Raw genomic sequence first — 15,291 nt, 5'->3', positions numbered from 1 at the left:
CCTGTTCCCTGTTCCCTGTTCCCTGTTCCCTCCCTACGTAAATAATTTCAGTAATCAAATTGGATTGCTATATATATACTGCTTTATCCTTCATCCTTTCTATAAAGAACGTCGCCAACCTAATTTATTCTGAACAGACATCTGGATATTACATGCAGCTGGACTGATATTAAAATTACAGGTATAGGTTCCTAATAGTTCTTGCTGATAATTAAATACTCGAACGTTATAATTGTCTCTCCGAGCAGCAGTACCCAAGCGATTTATAAAGTCGTAGCGTTCTAGATAATCTAATAAGCTCCAAATTTGCTGATTCACTAATAAGTCTACCCGCGCAGGTTCTTCCTTAGAAGCTGGATATGCTATCCAGTTATCTAACAGCTTTTTCTCAGCGCTGTCTTGTGCCCACCATAATCTAGGAATGGTCAAGTTTCCTTGGTTAATAGTAGTAGCTGTAATCACTGAGCTTTTTGGCTTGGTTAACAAACTGAGTTCCAAAAGCGCATCAGACGGCTGTGGTATAGAGGAAGTTTGCGCTAATAAAGGTTTGAATGGCACTAGAGAAATCGTCACCACGCTAATAGTTAGTAATAGTGAAAGCGATGTCTTACGACAAGATGTTTTTTTGTTAAGCATAAATTTTATGAATTTGAATTATTAATCTATTCTCTGTTTACAGTAAGTTTCACCTATTTAGGTTAGTGGTCTATTGGATTAACCTTGCTTGGTTGTCAGATTCCCGACTTTTTCAAAAAGTCGGGAATCTGAATTTTTAGCAAATTCTCAGAACCAATGTGCCCTAAAACAAGGATTGGGCTAATAGCTTAATTGCATTTAAACGCAGTTAAGCTCAAGGAATAATTCTACTACCCAAAGCTTAAGCGTGCATCTACAAATACCTATGTTTCAAACAATTGAAAACCTCTGTAAGTAATGAGACATAATTCAAGGCAAATATGTTCTAATCGTGCCAGATTTTGATGATTGAAATTTATCTAAACTTTGATAGCTAAGATGCGAATTCGTCGATAGTCTGCTATCCAAGTTCCATCTTGATAGAGAGTTGGCTTCAGGCACTCTTCTACATTGCGAATTACTTGGATTTTTTGCTCAGCAGTCATTCCTACTAGGAAAGCACCGGCAAACATCTTAATCCAGTTGGCTATGCCTGCTTCTTTCTCAGCCAGAGGAGTGGGACGCGCAAACAGGGTGGCATAGATGACTTCAAAACCTTGCTGTTCCAGTAGAGTAGCATACTCACCAATACTAGGAAAGTACCAAGGATTTAGTGTTTGTGGTTGAGAAATCCCAATAGACTCCATTGCGCTGAACAAAGCTTGAGATAGCACCTGTATATTCCCCTTACCACCAAATTCTGCAACAATTCGCCCACCGGGTTTGAGTGCTTGATGTATACAGGCGATCGCTTTATCTGCTTCTTTAACCCAATGCAATACGGCGTTGGAAAACACCGCATCTAATGGCTGTTCTACTTGAAAGTTCTTAGCATCAGCAACATCAAATCGAATATGGGGATAGTTTTGTCTAGCCTTCTCGATCATCGTGGCGGCGCTATCAATTCCCATCACCTTAGCGCCAGTTTGGGCTATTTTTTCTGTGAGTTGCCCAGTACCACAACCAAGATCTAAAATTAACTCCCCTGCCTTGGGGTTGAGTAATTGCAACAAATCCTCGCCATATTGCCACACGAAAGCGTGTTTGTTCTGATACAAACTACTATCCCAATTATGCTTGGGAATCGAAATACTATTCATAAACAGTGAAATTACAAAATATGGGCTTGTCAGTCCTCAACCTTGCGCTTTTAGTTAATGACCGCTTAATCATCACAGTAAAAGAGATTTTTAATCGTGTCCAATATATTTTTATGCTGTAACTAATATTTAAAATATATTAGTTGCTGTACACGATGGAACTACGACACCTGCGCTACTTTGTTACCTTGGCAGAAGAACTGCATTTTGGAAAAGCAGCAGAAAAATTGCATATTGCTCAACCTCCCCTTAGTCAACAAATTCGCCAACTAGAGCAAGAATTAGGCTTTGAACTATTTCACCGCACAAAACGCAATGTGCAGTTAACAGAAGCGGGGCAAGTATTTCTGGGTGAAGTGCAGCAAATTCTTCAGCAATTACAGCAAGCAATTCAAATTGGGCAACAAACAAATCGGGGTGAAATTGGACAGTTAGTGGTTGGCTTCGTTAGTACAGCAGCGTATAACATTCTGCCAATAATTTTAAAAGATTTTCGCAGCCGTGTTCCTGGGGTAAGTCTAGAGTTGCATGAACTAACGACAGATCAGCAGCTAGAGTGGTTGCAGGAAGGACGTATGGATGTAGGCTTCATCCGTCCGCCTATTGAAGATAATACATTTAGCTGGGAAATCATTTTTCAAGAGTCGCTAATAGTAGCGCTTCCTGAGACACATTGGCTAGTAAATAAATCTGATGTGAGTTTGACATCCCTAGCCAATGAACCGTTCATTTTATTTCCCAGAAAATTAGCACCCGGACTCTACGATTTAATTATCAGTCTTTGCCAGCAAGCAGGTTTTAGTCCATACGTTGCTCAAGAAGCAATCCAAATGCAGACTATTGTCAGTTTAGTGGCTGGAGAAATGGGAGTGGCGATCGCCCCTGAATCTTTGCAAAACTTACAACGAACTGGTGTAGTTTACAAAAATATCCAAGAATCTACCCCAAAAGCGGCCATTGCTATGATTTGCCGCAGAAATGAGAAATCCCCAATTGTGCAGAGATTTTTAGAGACAGTTAGACAAACTGCTCAGTTATAGTCAATTTAGCTTAAAAATATTAGTTTACCAACACTAATTTCAAAGCTTGTAATTACCGCTTTAACGCTTTTAAAAACACTAAACTCATGACTGTATGAATTAGTCTTTGAAGAGTTGACAGAAAAGATAAACTCATTGATTTTTACTTGGATTATTAAGTTTGAGCCTCACGCATTACTTAATCCAATTGATGTATGAATTGTATTTGTAAACTTCACATAACAATATACAAAGTTTTCTATCCAATATTACGAACTTTTGTGTCAAATATTACAAATTAAAAACTACACGGGAATATTAAAAATACTTAGTTAGCAAAAGAAAATAATGATACCTACTTTAACTGGTTACCAACTCCTGGAAACCATTCATTCCGGCAATAAAACCGTCATTTATCGGGGACGGCGAGAAACCGATAACGCCTCCGTAATTGTCAAAACCCTCTTAGACGAACATCCACTCTTGGAAGACATTGCACGACTGCGCCACGAATATCAAATCATTGAGCCTCTACAAATTCCTGGAATTGTTAAACCTTATGAGTTAAAGAATTATCAGCATGGATTGGCTTTAGTTTTGGAAGACATTCCGGGTTGCTTGCTCAAAGAAGTGATTGCGGCTCAAACAACGACCTTGATTACTTTCCTCAAGGTGGCGATTAATCTGGCACACACTTTAGGAGAATTGCACGCCCAACAGATTATTCATAAAGATATTAAGCCGCACAATATTCTAATTGACCCAAACTCTGGGGAAGTTAAACTGATTGACTTTAGTATCTCCTCGCGGCTTGATAAAGAAAATCTCACTCTAAGCAATCCTAATTTGCTCGAAGGTACACTTGCCTATATGTCACCTGAGCAAACGGGCAGAATGAACCGAGCGATCGACTATCGCACCGATTTCTACTCGTTAGGTGTCACCTTGTATGAAATGCTGACGGGTACTTTGCCATTTCGTAGTACCGACCCGATGGAGTTGGTACACTGTCACATTGCCAAAACCCCAGCTACACCCTGTAAAGAAACTGTATGTAGCATCTTGGAAGATATTCCAGAGGCGATTAGTGCGATTATTTTGAAGCTGTTAGCGAAAACAGCAGAGGAGCGGTATCAAAGTGCTTGGGGGCTAAAAGCAGATTTAGAGGAATGCTTGTTTCAATTGCAAGCGACTGGAAAGATTGAAAACTTTGTACCGGGAAGACAAGATAAATCTGGACATTTTTTGATTCCACAAAGGCTATACGGACGCGAAGCAGAAGTAGCAACATTGATGGCTGCGTTTGAGCGTGTGGCAGGTGGTAGCAGCGAAATGATGCTTGTTTCCGGTTATTCAGGGATTGGCAAGACAAGTGTCGTCAATGAAGTTCATAAACCGATTGTCAGAGCAAGGGGTTATTTTATTGCAGGCAAGTTTGACCAATTCAAGCGCAATATTCCCCATGCATCGTTGATTCAGGCGTTCCAATCCTTAATTCAGCAATTACTCACCGAAAGCGAAGCCCAAATCCAAGCATGGAAAGAAAAACTATTAACTGCGTTGGGGGAGAATGGGCAAGTCATTATTGATGTGATTCCGGAGGTCGAATTAATTATTGGGACTCAGCCACCTGTGACACAACTGGGTGCTACCGAATCTCAAAATCGTTTTAATCGCGTCTTTGGGCAATTCATTAGCGTATTTACCAACCAAGACCATCCTTTGGTAGTCTTTCTTGATGATTTACAGTGGGCAGATTCGGCATCGCTGAACTTAATTGACCTATTGATGACGGATAGCGATGCCTACGGCGGCAAGCCACGCCAATATTTATTATTAATTGGAGCATACCGTGATAACGAAGTTTCGCCCACCCATCCACTGATGATGAGTTTGGAGAAAATTCAAAAAGCAGATGCAGTGGTAAATAATATTGTTCTGTCACCGTTGCAGTTAACAGATGTGGCAGTTTTAATTAGCGATACATTAAATGATACAGAACGCTGCCAGCAACTTGCAGAATTACTATTCTACAAAACTGGCGGAAATCCATTCTTCTTAACGCAACTGCTGAAAACTCTGTATCAAGAAGACTTATTAACATACAATTTCCATTCAGGGATCTGGGAGTGGGATATTCAAGATATTCAAGTGATTGGTATTACTGACTTGAATGTTGTTGAACTCACTGCAAGAAACATTCGCAAACTATCAATAGAGACCCAGGAAATACTTAAATTAGCCGCTTGTATTGGTAATACGTTTAATTTAGATGTCTTGGCGATCGTCAATCAAGCATCACCTCTAACAACGGCAGCACAATTATGGTCGGCGCTGCAAGCTGGATTAATTCTGCCATTAAGTCAAGATTACAAAATTCCTTTAGTATTTGGTCAGGAAGAATCAAGCAGTATTACCTTAACCGATGTCAAGGTTGATTACAAATTTTTACATGACAGAGTACAGCAAGCAGCTTATTCTTTAATTCCCGATGGCAAGAAGAAAGAAACTCACTTAAAAATCGGTCAATTACTGCTACAAAGTACTACTCCAGAAGAACGAAAAGAAAATGTCTTTGCTCTAGTTAACCAATTCAATTACGGTACAGAATTACTAACAACTGAAACAGAAAGATATGAACTAGCCCAACTTAACCTCATAGCAGGCCAGAAAGCTAAAGCAGCAACAGCGCACGATGCCGCTATTAAATATTTGCAAGTAGGTTTAGAACTGTTAGCAGTTGATAGCTGGGAAAGTCATTATGAACTGACATTAGCACTGTATGAGGAAGCAGCAGAGGCAGCTTTTCTGAGCGTTGACTTTGAGCGAATGCAGAGATTCGTTAAATTAGTGCAAAACCGCGCTAAAACCCTACTGGACAAAGTGAAAGTTTATGAAGTTCAGATGCAAGCTTACATGGGCCAGAACAAGCTAATTGATGCGCTCTCTACGGGGCTGCAAGTCTTAAAGCTGTTGGGCGTAGAATTTCCCTCCCAGCCTACAGGGTCAGATATTGAACGGGGGCTAGAGGAAACGGCATCAATTTTGAGTGGGAAGGAAGTTTCGGACTTACTCGACTTACCTCAAATGACTGACCCAAATAAACTGGCAGCTTTGAGGCTGATGTCAAATCTATTTGCTGTTGCCTACTTTGTTTCACCAGAACTGGTTCCCATACTTGTGTGCAAACAGGTTAATTTATGCGTCCTATATGGTAATGCTTCTGGGTCTCCCTTGGCTTATACCAATTATGGTTTTCTTCTATGCGGAGTAGTAGGAGATATCGAGCGAGGCTACCAGTTCGGTCAATTAGCTTTGAGCCTCGGAGTGAAATTGAATGCCAAAGAAGTTAAAACCCGCCACCTAGCAAATGTCCTAGTCCTACCTTGGAAAGAACACATCAAAAATCTTTTAGAATCTTATGGTTTGGTTTATTTGAGTGGACTAGAAATTGGAGATTTAGAATATGCTGGCTACGGTGCATTTCAATACTCTTATCAGTCCTATATAGTTGGTAAGCAACTAACTTATCTGGAAGGAGAAATAGCAACTTATTGGGATGCCATTAATAAAATCAAGCAAGAAACAGCACTTCATCATCAAGAAATGGCTTGGCAAGCCGTCTTAAACCTGATGGGTCAAACCCAAAATCCATGCTTGCTTAAGGGTAAAGCCTATGATGAAGAACAAATGTTACCACTTCACAAGTCAAGCAATGACCTGTTGGCACTTGCATTCTTATACACGCACAAAATTCAGCTTTGTTATCGGTTTGATGATTACTCCCAAGCGCTGGAAAATCTCGCGCAGATGGAAAATTATCTGGCTACAACTACAGGACAAATAGAGTTTGTGCTATTCCATTTGTACGATTCTCTAGTGCGCTTGGCAGCGTATGACAATACTACACAATTAGAGCAACAGCAAATTCTCGATCGCGTCCAAGCTAATCAAGAAAAAATGCAAAAATGGGCGCATCATGCCCCAATGAATCATCTGCATAAATTCTATTTGGTAGAGGCAGAACGGCATCGAGTTTTAGGCGAAAAAGTAGAAGCAATCGAGATGTACGATCGCGCGATCGCACTTGCTAAAGAAAACGAGTACATCAACGAAGAAGCCATTGCCCACGAACTTGCTGCTAAATTTTATCAGTCATGGGGTAAACACAGCATTGCCCAAACTTACATGACCAATGCCTACTATGCCTATGTCCGTTGGGGGGCAACGGCTAAAGTTAAAGATTTAGAATCAAAATATCCACAATTAATTACGCGAGCATCAAACACACAAAACCTACAAACAAATTACAAAGAACTAACTCAAACCAGTTCCACAACCACCGGAGGCTCTCACCTTCTCGACTTGATGACAGTGATGAAAGCTTCACAAGTGCTGTCAGAAGAAATGGTGCTGAGCCGCTTGCTCGAAAAAATGATGAAAAATGTTATTGAAAATGCTGGCGCTCAAAAAGGTTACTTTATTGCCAAGCAGGATAATCAATGGATGCTAGAAGCAACGGGAACTGTTGAAGGTCAGGACGTTAGCGTTGTTGTCAACTCAGAGGATAAAACAGATTCACCCTTACTCCCGGTTGCCCTATTCAACTATGTCGAAAGAACCAGAGACAACTTGGTTTTAGAAAATGCTGTTAAAGACTCTCGCTTTGCGGCTGATAGTTATATCGTCGCTCACCAATCTAAGTCGATTTTGTGTCTACCGCTGATTTACTCGGGCAAGTTTACAGGTATTCTTTACCTAGAAAATAATCTTATTCCTGGTACTTTTACCTCAGAACGGGTGAACGTACTGAGTCTATTGAGCGCACAAATTTCGATTGCGATTGATAACGCCCGTCTCTATAGCAACCTGCAAATTTACTCACAAGAACTGGAAAATAAAAACGCAGCTTTGCAAGCATCTGAAATGCGAGAGCGAGAAAAAGCCGAACAACTTCAACAATCCCTACACAAACTACAACAAGCCCAGTCTCAACTTGTGCAGACCGAAAAAATGTCGAGCTTAGGACAACTAGTAGCGGGTGTTGCTCACGAAATCAACAATCCGGTCAATTTTATCTATGGCAACCTCAACCATGCCAACGAGTATACCCAAGAGGTATTGGGGCTGCTGGAACTTTACCAGAAACATTATCCATCTCCCCATCCAGAGATTGAGGAAGAAGCTCTTGCTATTGATCTGGAATTTCTGCTAGAAGATTTGCCCAAGCTACTGTCTTCCATGCGAGTTGGAGCAGATCGGATTCGCAAAATTGTCGCTTCTCTGCGAATCTTCTCGCGTATGGACGAAGCTGAGAGAAAAGCGGTGAATATTCATGACGGCATTGATAGTACGTTGATGATTCTGCAACATCGCTTGAAAGCGAAGCCAGAGCATCCTGGTATTGAGGTCGTCAAACATTATGGCAACCTGCCCCAAGTGGAATGCTATGCAGGAGAACTCAATCAAGTGTTTATGAATGTGTTGAGTAATGCGATCGATGTTTTAGAAGACTCATTAGTGAATCATCAAGGACAAATCACTAATCCAATTATTACCATTCATACTCAACAGGTTGATGCTAATCAAGTCGAAATCCACATTGCAGATAATGGTTTGGGTATGCCAGAGTCAGTTAGACAACGCCTGTTCGATCCCTTCTTCACTACAAAACCTGTAGGCAAAGGGACGGGTATGGGGTTGTCGATTAGCTACCAAATTGTCACCGAAAAACATGGTGGTTCACTTTCTTGCATCTCAGCACTGGGAGAGGGAGCGGAGTTTATCATCCGCCTTCCAGTTCGCCAGTAACTCAGTAAAAACGTTACTGTTGTTACCTAGAGGCAGTTTCCGCCTGCCTCTACCTGATTACCTGACTGGAGACAGCCCCATAGGACCACGAGTTACACCTAGCTGATTTTGCAGTTTTAACTCGCGCCAGAGTTGGGAACCTGTAATCTCGCCTTGCAGTAGTTGTTGGTAGCAATGTATCGTTTTACTCACTTGCTCTGGTGACTCATTCACAAATTCGATGCGGAAGTTTCTCAATCCCAAAGCTATTAGGCGCTGTACGTATTCTGCTCCTGTTTGGGCAGTGCCGTTAAATACAGTATTGCGACAACCTACATCTGCTTTGAGGACGTGTTCGCTACCAACGCGATCGCGCAATTTTACTTCCTGTTTTTCACAGGGTCTTCCACAGTTAGTGTAGTCTGTCCCAGTAGAGAGAAAGGCACAAAATACACAATGCAGCATGTGGAACATTGGCATATGTTGGTGGATGGTCACTTCAAACCACTGGGGTGGACAACTGGTGAGCAGGTCTTCCAGTTGGGTAATATTTAGGTCGTAGGATGCAGTTAATCGTTCTAAACCATAGCGCTGTTGAAAGTAATCTGCGGTTAAAGCGTTAGCAACATTGAGTGAAAAATCTCCGATACAGGGGTCTGAAGAAAAGAATTGTAGCTGATCGTAGTTCCGCACCAGATAACCATCTGCATTACAGTCACGCACTTGTTGCAATATCCAGTTTTCCCCTGGTTTGGTAATCCGAGGAGGTGCAACCCAGATAGTTTGATTAGCAATAGTTTGCCCTTGACGTACCATCTGGACTGCTTCTCGATAGAAGCGGGGGTCTTCAAATTCACAGTACAGTGTTTGGATTCTCGCTTTGATTGCAGCTTGGAGTTGCTTGAGGTTGCGTACTAGGACGATGAGTAAGGGGGATGAGGTAGATGAGGTAGATAAGGTAGATGGCGAAGGGAGTAAGTCTTGGAAAGAAACTTCAGAACGTAGTTCCCAGCGTTGTGGTTGACTGCGTAACTCTGCTAACTGAGATACTATATCTCGCCGCATTTTATTCAACTCACTCACGGGTATCATCACCGCGCCACTGAGTTGATTGGTTAGCTTTCCTAAACAGAAGGGAGTATTACCCAGACGACCAAATTGTTCTTGTAACCGTTCTGTAGTTAAGGGTTTGGTGTGTGCTTCCACCAGGGATATTGTAGAATCCACCTGGACGACATGACCTTGTTGATCGCGAGCGATCGCAGTTAGTGGTTGATCAACTTCGCCATAAATTTCAAGATCAATGGGACGCTGAAATTGGGGATTATCTCCAGCAAAACTCTGACGCAATTGCTTATCAAGTTCTGGATCGCTAGTTTTCCAAACGCGATCGCCCACATGCACCCGACGGAAATTGAGGTCACTGCGACCAAAAGTCAGTAATGTTTCCCTACCCTTGGGCGTGACAGCATAAACTCGACCACCTTCTTCCTTCGCTTCTGGATGACCGCAATCAAAGACAATTCCATCCCCTGGTTTAACTGGTGCTTCTAATTTAATTGCTACCTGTTCATTATTAATGCGGGTAACTTCGCCCAGGTAGACTCCGCGCTTCTTCCCAAACCGCGCATGAACCAATTCCTGATTGTTAATACCTTGAAACCAGCCCGTGTAAATCCCCCGCGAAAACGCCATTTCCAAGTTGTAGCGTTCCTCAGAAACCTCTGAGTGTGTTGTCGCCTTCCCCTTGTCCCCTTCTCCCTCCATCACCCGATCTAAAGCTTCCCGGTAAACGCGGGTAACATTAGCAACATACTCTGGGGTTTTTAGACGACCTTCAATCTTGAGAGAAATTACCCCTGACTTCACTAAATCGGGGAGAACTTCTAACCCTGCTAAGTCTTGGGGGCTGAGCAGATATTTGCGCTCGCCTAAATTTACAACTTCCCCATCAGCGATTAACTCGTAGGGCATTCGGCAAGCTTGGGCACATTCACCCCGGTTGGCAGAACGCCCGCCTAAAGCTTCACTAGTCAAACACTGACCGGAATAAGCCACGCACAAAGCACCGTGAACAAATACTTCTAAGGGCAAAGAAGTTTCCTTCTGTCCAATCTGCTGCTGAATTTTATTGATTTCCTTCAAGGAACATTCACGGGCAAGTACCACCAACTGGCAGCCGAGAGATTTCGCGAATTCCACTCCAGCGGCACTAGTGATAGTCATCTGAGTAGAAGCATGGATGGGAAAATCGGGAGATAGGTGACGGATGAGACGACAGATAACCACATCCTGAACAATCACCGCATCCACACCTGCGGCAATAATTGACCGCAGATATTGTTCTACTTCTGCTAATTCCTTGGGAAAGATGAGTGTATTAACGGTGACGTAGCCCTTCACACCCCGCAGGTGTAAAAATGCCATCAATTCGGGTAAATCCGCCTCAGTAAAATTTTGTGCCCGCATTCTGGCATTAAACCGATCCAAACCAAAGTAAATTGCATCTGCCCCATTTTCGACAGCAGCTTTGGCACATTCCCAATTACCTGCTGGTGCGAGGATTTCAGGACGTTGCAGAGTGGATGAGGTGGTTTGAGGAGAGCGATCGCTTTTCATCAGGCTTGGGAAGGTTGAAGTAGCACCATAGTGATTTTATCGAAGTTAGTTGGGGATTGTGGGTGAAAAGAGCGATCGCTTTTTTTAATAAAGATTCATTCTTCTGAGTCTTCTTTGTCGCTTTCAGCCGCTTGACGTAGTGCTAAGAAGGCTTCTTTTAACGGTTGGTTCACCGCACTTGCAGGTTCATCAAGTACTAACTGTTGATACGCCTCAAGAAAATCCATTCGTAATCTATGAAATAGATGTAAAAAATGACGGAGAAAACTGATACAGTCCAGCACTACAAATTCAATTCCACCTGTGCGTTCATAAATTCCTGCGGCATAGTCTTGAACAGATTGCTCAATCTGCTCTGTGGTGATGAATATATAGTTATCAATTTTTTGAGCAGAATCTCTAATTTTTTGTATAGCACGGTTAATATCATCCACCGTAACCTTCTTCGTTTTCATTTCGTAGCTAGTTATTACATTGTCATCGTTGAAAAGCGTAATCTCAATATCTCCCAACGCCCCTGTCTGTGCATCGGCTGCATTATGAGTTGCAAGAGGCAGAGCAAGTTGCCCTAAGTAACCTGAAGCGGCTGTATAGGCAGCAGCTACAATTAGGACTGGCAACCGACTGGAATTAGGACAATTTAAGTGCTGCTCAATCAACTTCACAATTGCTTCAGTAGAAAGAGGAATAGCACCTTTAAGAGTTTTCAAATTTGCAATCAGACTAGTAATTCGCTGACGATTTTCATTTCTAATTATTAAAAGATATCTAATAGTTTCAGCCAGCATATCTTCAGCCAAAACTTGACCTTGATAAATATTATCAAGTAGTTGCAGGACAGTCTTGTAAAGAATCGGCGGCTTACCAACTAAGTTAACTTCTGGTGTAAGAATAATATTTCTGTTACGGAGCGCTGGTGTGAGAAAAGCCGTTGTTGGGTTACACGGTAATTCATGTTTATTTATAAAGCCTGTTATATATGCTTCATCATATGTACGACCTGAATAACAGTCCGAGCCACTAATTTCGGTATAGGGTTTGCGAATATCCATATTTGCTCTGTGAGATTTTGCCAAACAACAAGCTAAAAGTAACCGAATACCTGCTCGATTTTGAGGGTTACGACACACAAATTCTACATTTCTAGAAATGACAGCATCATTTATAACTGGTTGTGTTAAATCAGCAACAACCTTTTCAAAAGCTAAATCAAGGATAGCTGCTGGGGTTGACATGGAGATTCGGCCTTTTCTAGATTTTTATCCACAAATTTTTTTTCAGCATTCTCAATGTCGTAATTGATCCATAGCACTTCTGTTCTTAATCCTTTTGTAGAATGGCAAGCCTTAGTTGGTGCTACGATCGCTTTCCAATCACCATAAAGTTCTTGCATAAGGTCGCATTGATAACCAGAGATAGCAACTTTGCCTTGAATATTGTGAAGAACATAACTTAGTTCTCGATGCTCATCATCTTTCATTTCGTAAGCATAAGCTTGACTATCTCCTCTTGAAGCGTGTGGATAGGGAGGATCGCAGTAAAACAAAGTCTCTTCAGAGTCGTAACGTTTAATCACTTTAATTGCTGAGTCATGCTCAATCTGCACTCGTAAAAGCCTTTGAACAATCTCAGACAAATCCTCTACACTTCCTAACCATCTTGAGACTGCACCAGCCATACCCGCACGGCTTGTTAGTTTACAATGTGCCCATCTCCCAGAACTTGCCTTTTGTGCTAAACCAGTTCTCACCTGTCTAGCTCTGATAAAAAATCTTCTAGCTCGTTCAAACTCAGATAAATCTGGGGTAGGCTCAGATATTGCTATCTCGAATTCTTCACGAGAGAAAGGAGTTAGACCAATAGCCTCAATTAAACTTTCTTTTTGTTCTCGTAATATACGAAAAAAATTTACTACTTCACCGTCTAAGTCATTATATGTTTCAACGGGTGAAGGATTGCGATTGAGCAAAACTGCCGCCGAACCTCCAAATGGTTCACAGTAATGTTGAGTATTTGGCAACAGAGGTAAAAGCCAATCAAGATGGCTGAACTTGCCACCATACCAGCCAAAAGCTATCAGCTTACTTTTGCCCATTTTTTTATCCTTGTAGGCTTTGCGTTTCGGAATAAAGGTCTAAAATACTATGGCATAAAAGCATAAAATCAGCGATCGCTTTACCTTATCCCTCTATATCAACGCTTTCGGCTTCCGACTCTACAAGCTCAAACTGCACTTTGTTGTATAAATCTTGCAAGGAAATGTTAAAAGGTAAAGTTACAAGTGCGATCGCTTCATCTTCTTCATCGTATTCACGCAATGCCCATTGCTTTTTACCAGTTTTGGAATATTGCTCTACATAAATGCGGTTTTGGTCAATTAATAAATATTCTTGGAAGGTGGGAATTGACCGATAAGCCTCAAATTTATCGTCGCGGTCATAGGCTTTGGTAGATTTAGACAATACTTCAATAATTACCTGTGGATTCAGTATTACATCTGTGCGGTTTTTGTAGCACTCTACTTTACCTGCCACAATCATCACATCTGGATATGTATAGATCTGCTTTTGAGGTATCCACAAACGCAACTGAAAAATAAAAACTTCGTAATCTAGTTTTTTAAATGCAAAATTTAGCGCAGCCGCAAAATTTCCACCAATCAAATTATGATTGACAGATTCATGCGCCATTGGAATTATGTGCCCATCAATATATTCACTTTTGTAATCAGCAGCTTCCTCTAGTTCTAAATATTCCTCTGGCGTGTAGTATCGCTGTTGTGTAACTTGCATAGTTTTTGTGGGGTAGCGATCGCATTCAACGAACAGTTTAACGTGGTTATCCCCACAGTCTCCTTCCGGCTTTGCCATTTAATCTTTCGTGGCTATCTTCCAATAAAGCTGGAATATTTAACTCTTCAGGACACCTGGGTAAACAATCACCGCATTCTGTACAACGGTTGGCTTTCATTCCCGGAAACCAGTGACCGGCATTTTCAAACATTCCATAGCGATATTTGCCGTAGTCTGTCATGTCATAAGCCACAGCTAGATTACGTAACCGCAATACCTCTGGAATATTAATATTTTCTGGACAAGGTAAACAAGCATAGCACTGGCTACACTTATCAGTTTCCAAGGTAATTTGTTGTTGATTTACTAAACCTTGGAAAGCAGCAATTTCTTCTGGTGTAAGTTCATCAACATAATCAGCAAGTCGCACAGGTTCAATTAATTCTTCTGGATTGGCTGGCCCTACACTCAAGGTAGTAATGCGGCGATCGCTCAATAAAAATCGATAATTTAACTCTAAGGGTGAAAATGGATGACACAAATCTTTCAAGGTTTGGGGTGGTGTGTAAAGGCGTCCTCCTTTATCAGCCGGGGAAATGATAAAAATCCCCATGTCTTTCTCAGCCGCTAGCTGAATTGCTGCTGCATTGCGTTGGAAAAAATAGTAATAATGCAGATTGACAAATTCAAATAAATCTGTCTTGATTGCTGCCAGAATTAGATCTAACGATCCGTGGGTGGAAAAGCCAACATGTCGCACCTTACCAGCTGCGATCGCTTCCTGTACAGCTTGCATACAACCAGCTTGCAACAATTCCAGATGTTCCCAAGTGTTTAAGCCATGAATTCCTAAGCAATCTAGATAATCTAGCTGCAATCTTTCTAGGGATTCATCAATGTAGCGACGCATGGTATCAGCATCGGCTGTAGGTGGAATTTTGGTAGTGATATGAAGTTGGGAACGGGGTACAGATAACCCAGCTTTGAGTGCTTTGCCAAAAAACTCCTCACTTTTGCCGTAACCTCTGGCAGTTTCTATATGATTAATTCCTAACGCCAAGGCTTTTTCGATGGTTTGCTGAGCATTTTCTGCATCAGCCAGGTAGCGCATTGTTCCCAAAGAAAAAACTGACAGGTGTAGATTAGTTTTGCCAAAGCGTCGATATTGCATAACTTATACCGTTTCACTTGAAGTTTGATACAAATAGGCAATAGGAGAGCAGAAAGAAAATTATTTGTATCTATATATTGAGTGAAATGATATTACTATAAATATCAAAATATACTTTCTTTCCT

9 protein-coding genes are annotated in these 15,291 nt (G+C 41.5%); 2 read left to right on the top strand and 7 right to left on the bottom strand.

Annotation, left to right across the window (positions count from 1 at the left end):
* Positions 1–99 precede the first annotated feature (99 nt).
* Both BV372_RS00400 and BV372_RS00395 read right to left on the bottom strand, forming a co-directional pair.
* Entirely contained in the window at positions 100–636 is a 537-nt protein-coding gene (locus BV372_RS00400) for a hypothetical protein (protein ID WP_086681536.1), read from the bottom strand.
* Positions 637–995: 359 nt separating this feature from the next.
* Positions 996–1,775: a trans-aconitate 2-methyltransferase gene (locus tag BV372_RS00395; RefSeq protein ID WP_086681533.1), complete on the bottom strand. Its 780-nt coding sequence runs from the start codon at positions 1,773–1,775 to the stop codon at positions 996–998.
* A gap of 155 nt (positions 1,776–1,930) precedes the next feature.
* Between BV372_RS00395 and BV372_RS00390 the strand changes: the two genes are divergently transcribed.
* A complete protein-coding gene (locus BV372_RS00390) occupies positions 1,931–2,815 on the top strand; it encodes a LysR family transcriptional regulator (protein ID WP_086681530.1) in 885 nt (294 codons plus the stop codon).
* A 327-nt stretch (positions 2,816–3,142) separates the two neighbouring features.
* Positions 3,143–8,605 (top strand): ATP-binding sensor histidine kinase, encoded by a 5,463-nt coding sequence (locus tag BV372_RS00385; RefSeq protein WP_086681526.1) that lies wholly within the window; start codon positions 3,143–3,145, stop codon positions 8,603–8,605.
* Between the two features lie 57 nt (positions 8,606–8,662).
* Here the strand turns inward: BV372_RS00385 and BV372_RS00380 are convergent, their stop codons facing one another.
* The 5 genes from BV372_RS00380 to BV372_RS00360 all read right to left on the bottom strand — a co-directional run bounded on the left by BV372_RS00380 (position 8,663) and on the right by BV372_RS00360 (position 15,166).
* Entirely contained in the window at positions 8,663–11,203 is a 2,541-nt protein-coding gene (locus tag BV372_RS00380) for a U32 family peptidase (RefSeq protein ID WP_086681523.1), read from the bottom strand.
* Between the two features lie 95 nt (positions 11,204–11,298).
* Positions 11,299–12,438: a restriction endonuclease, SacI family gene (locus BV372_RS00375; protein WP_143844921.1), complete on the bottom strand. Its 1,140-nt coding sequence runs from the start codon at positions 12,436–12,438 to the stop codon at positions 11,299–11,301.
* On the bottom strand, positions 12,408–13,298 hold the full coding sequence (locus BV372_RS00370; protein WP_086681520.1) for a DNA adenine methylase: 891 nt from the start codon (positions 13,296–13,298) through the stop codon (positions 12,408–12,410). The genes BV372_RS00375 and BV372_RS00370 overlap by 31 nt, the downstream gene beginning before the upstream one ends.
* Positions 13,299–13,383: 85 nt before the next feature.
* Positions 13,384–13,995, bottom strand: a complete 612-nt coding sequence (locus BV372_RS00365) for a Uma2 family endonuclease (protein ID WP_086681517.1) — start codon at positions 13,993–13,995, stop codon at positions 13,384–13,386.
* Positions 13,996–14,041: 46 nt separating this feature from the next.
* Positions 14,042–15,166 (bottom strand): aldo/keto reductase, encoded by a 1,125-nt coding sequence (locus BV372_RS00360; RefSeq protein WP_086681514.1) that lies wholly within the window; start codon positions 15,164–15,166, stop codon positions 14,042–14,044.
* Positions 15,167–15,291: the final 125 nt, after the last annotated feature.

The organism is Nostoc sp. T09 (assembly GCF_002154695.1).
GTDB lineage: Bacteria > Cyanobacteriota > Cyanobacteriia > Cyanobacteriales > Nostocaceae > Aulosira.
Note: the sequence above shows the minus strand (reverse complement) of the source record. Positions and strands in the feature narration are given on the sequence as shown.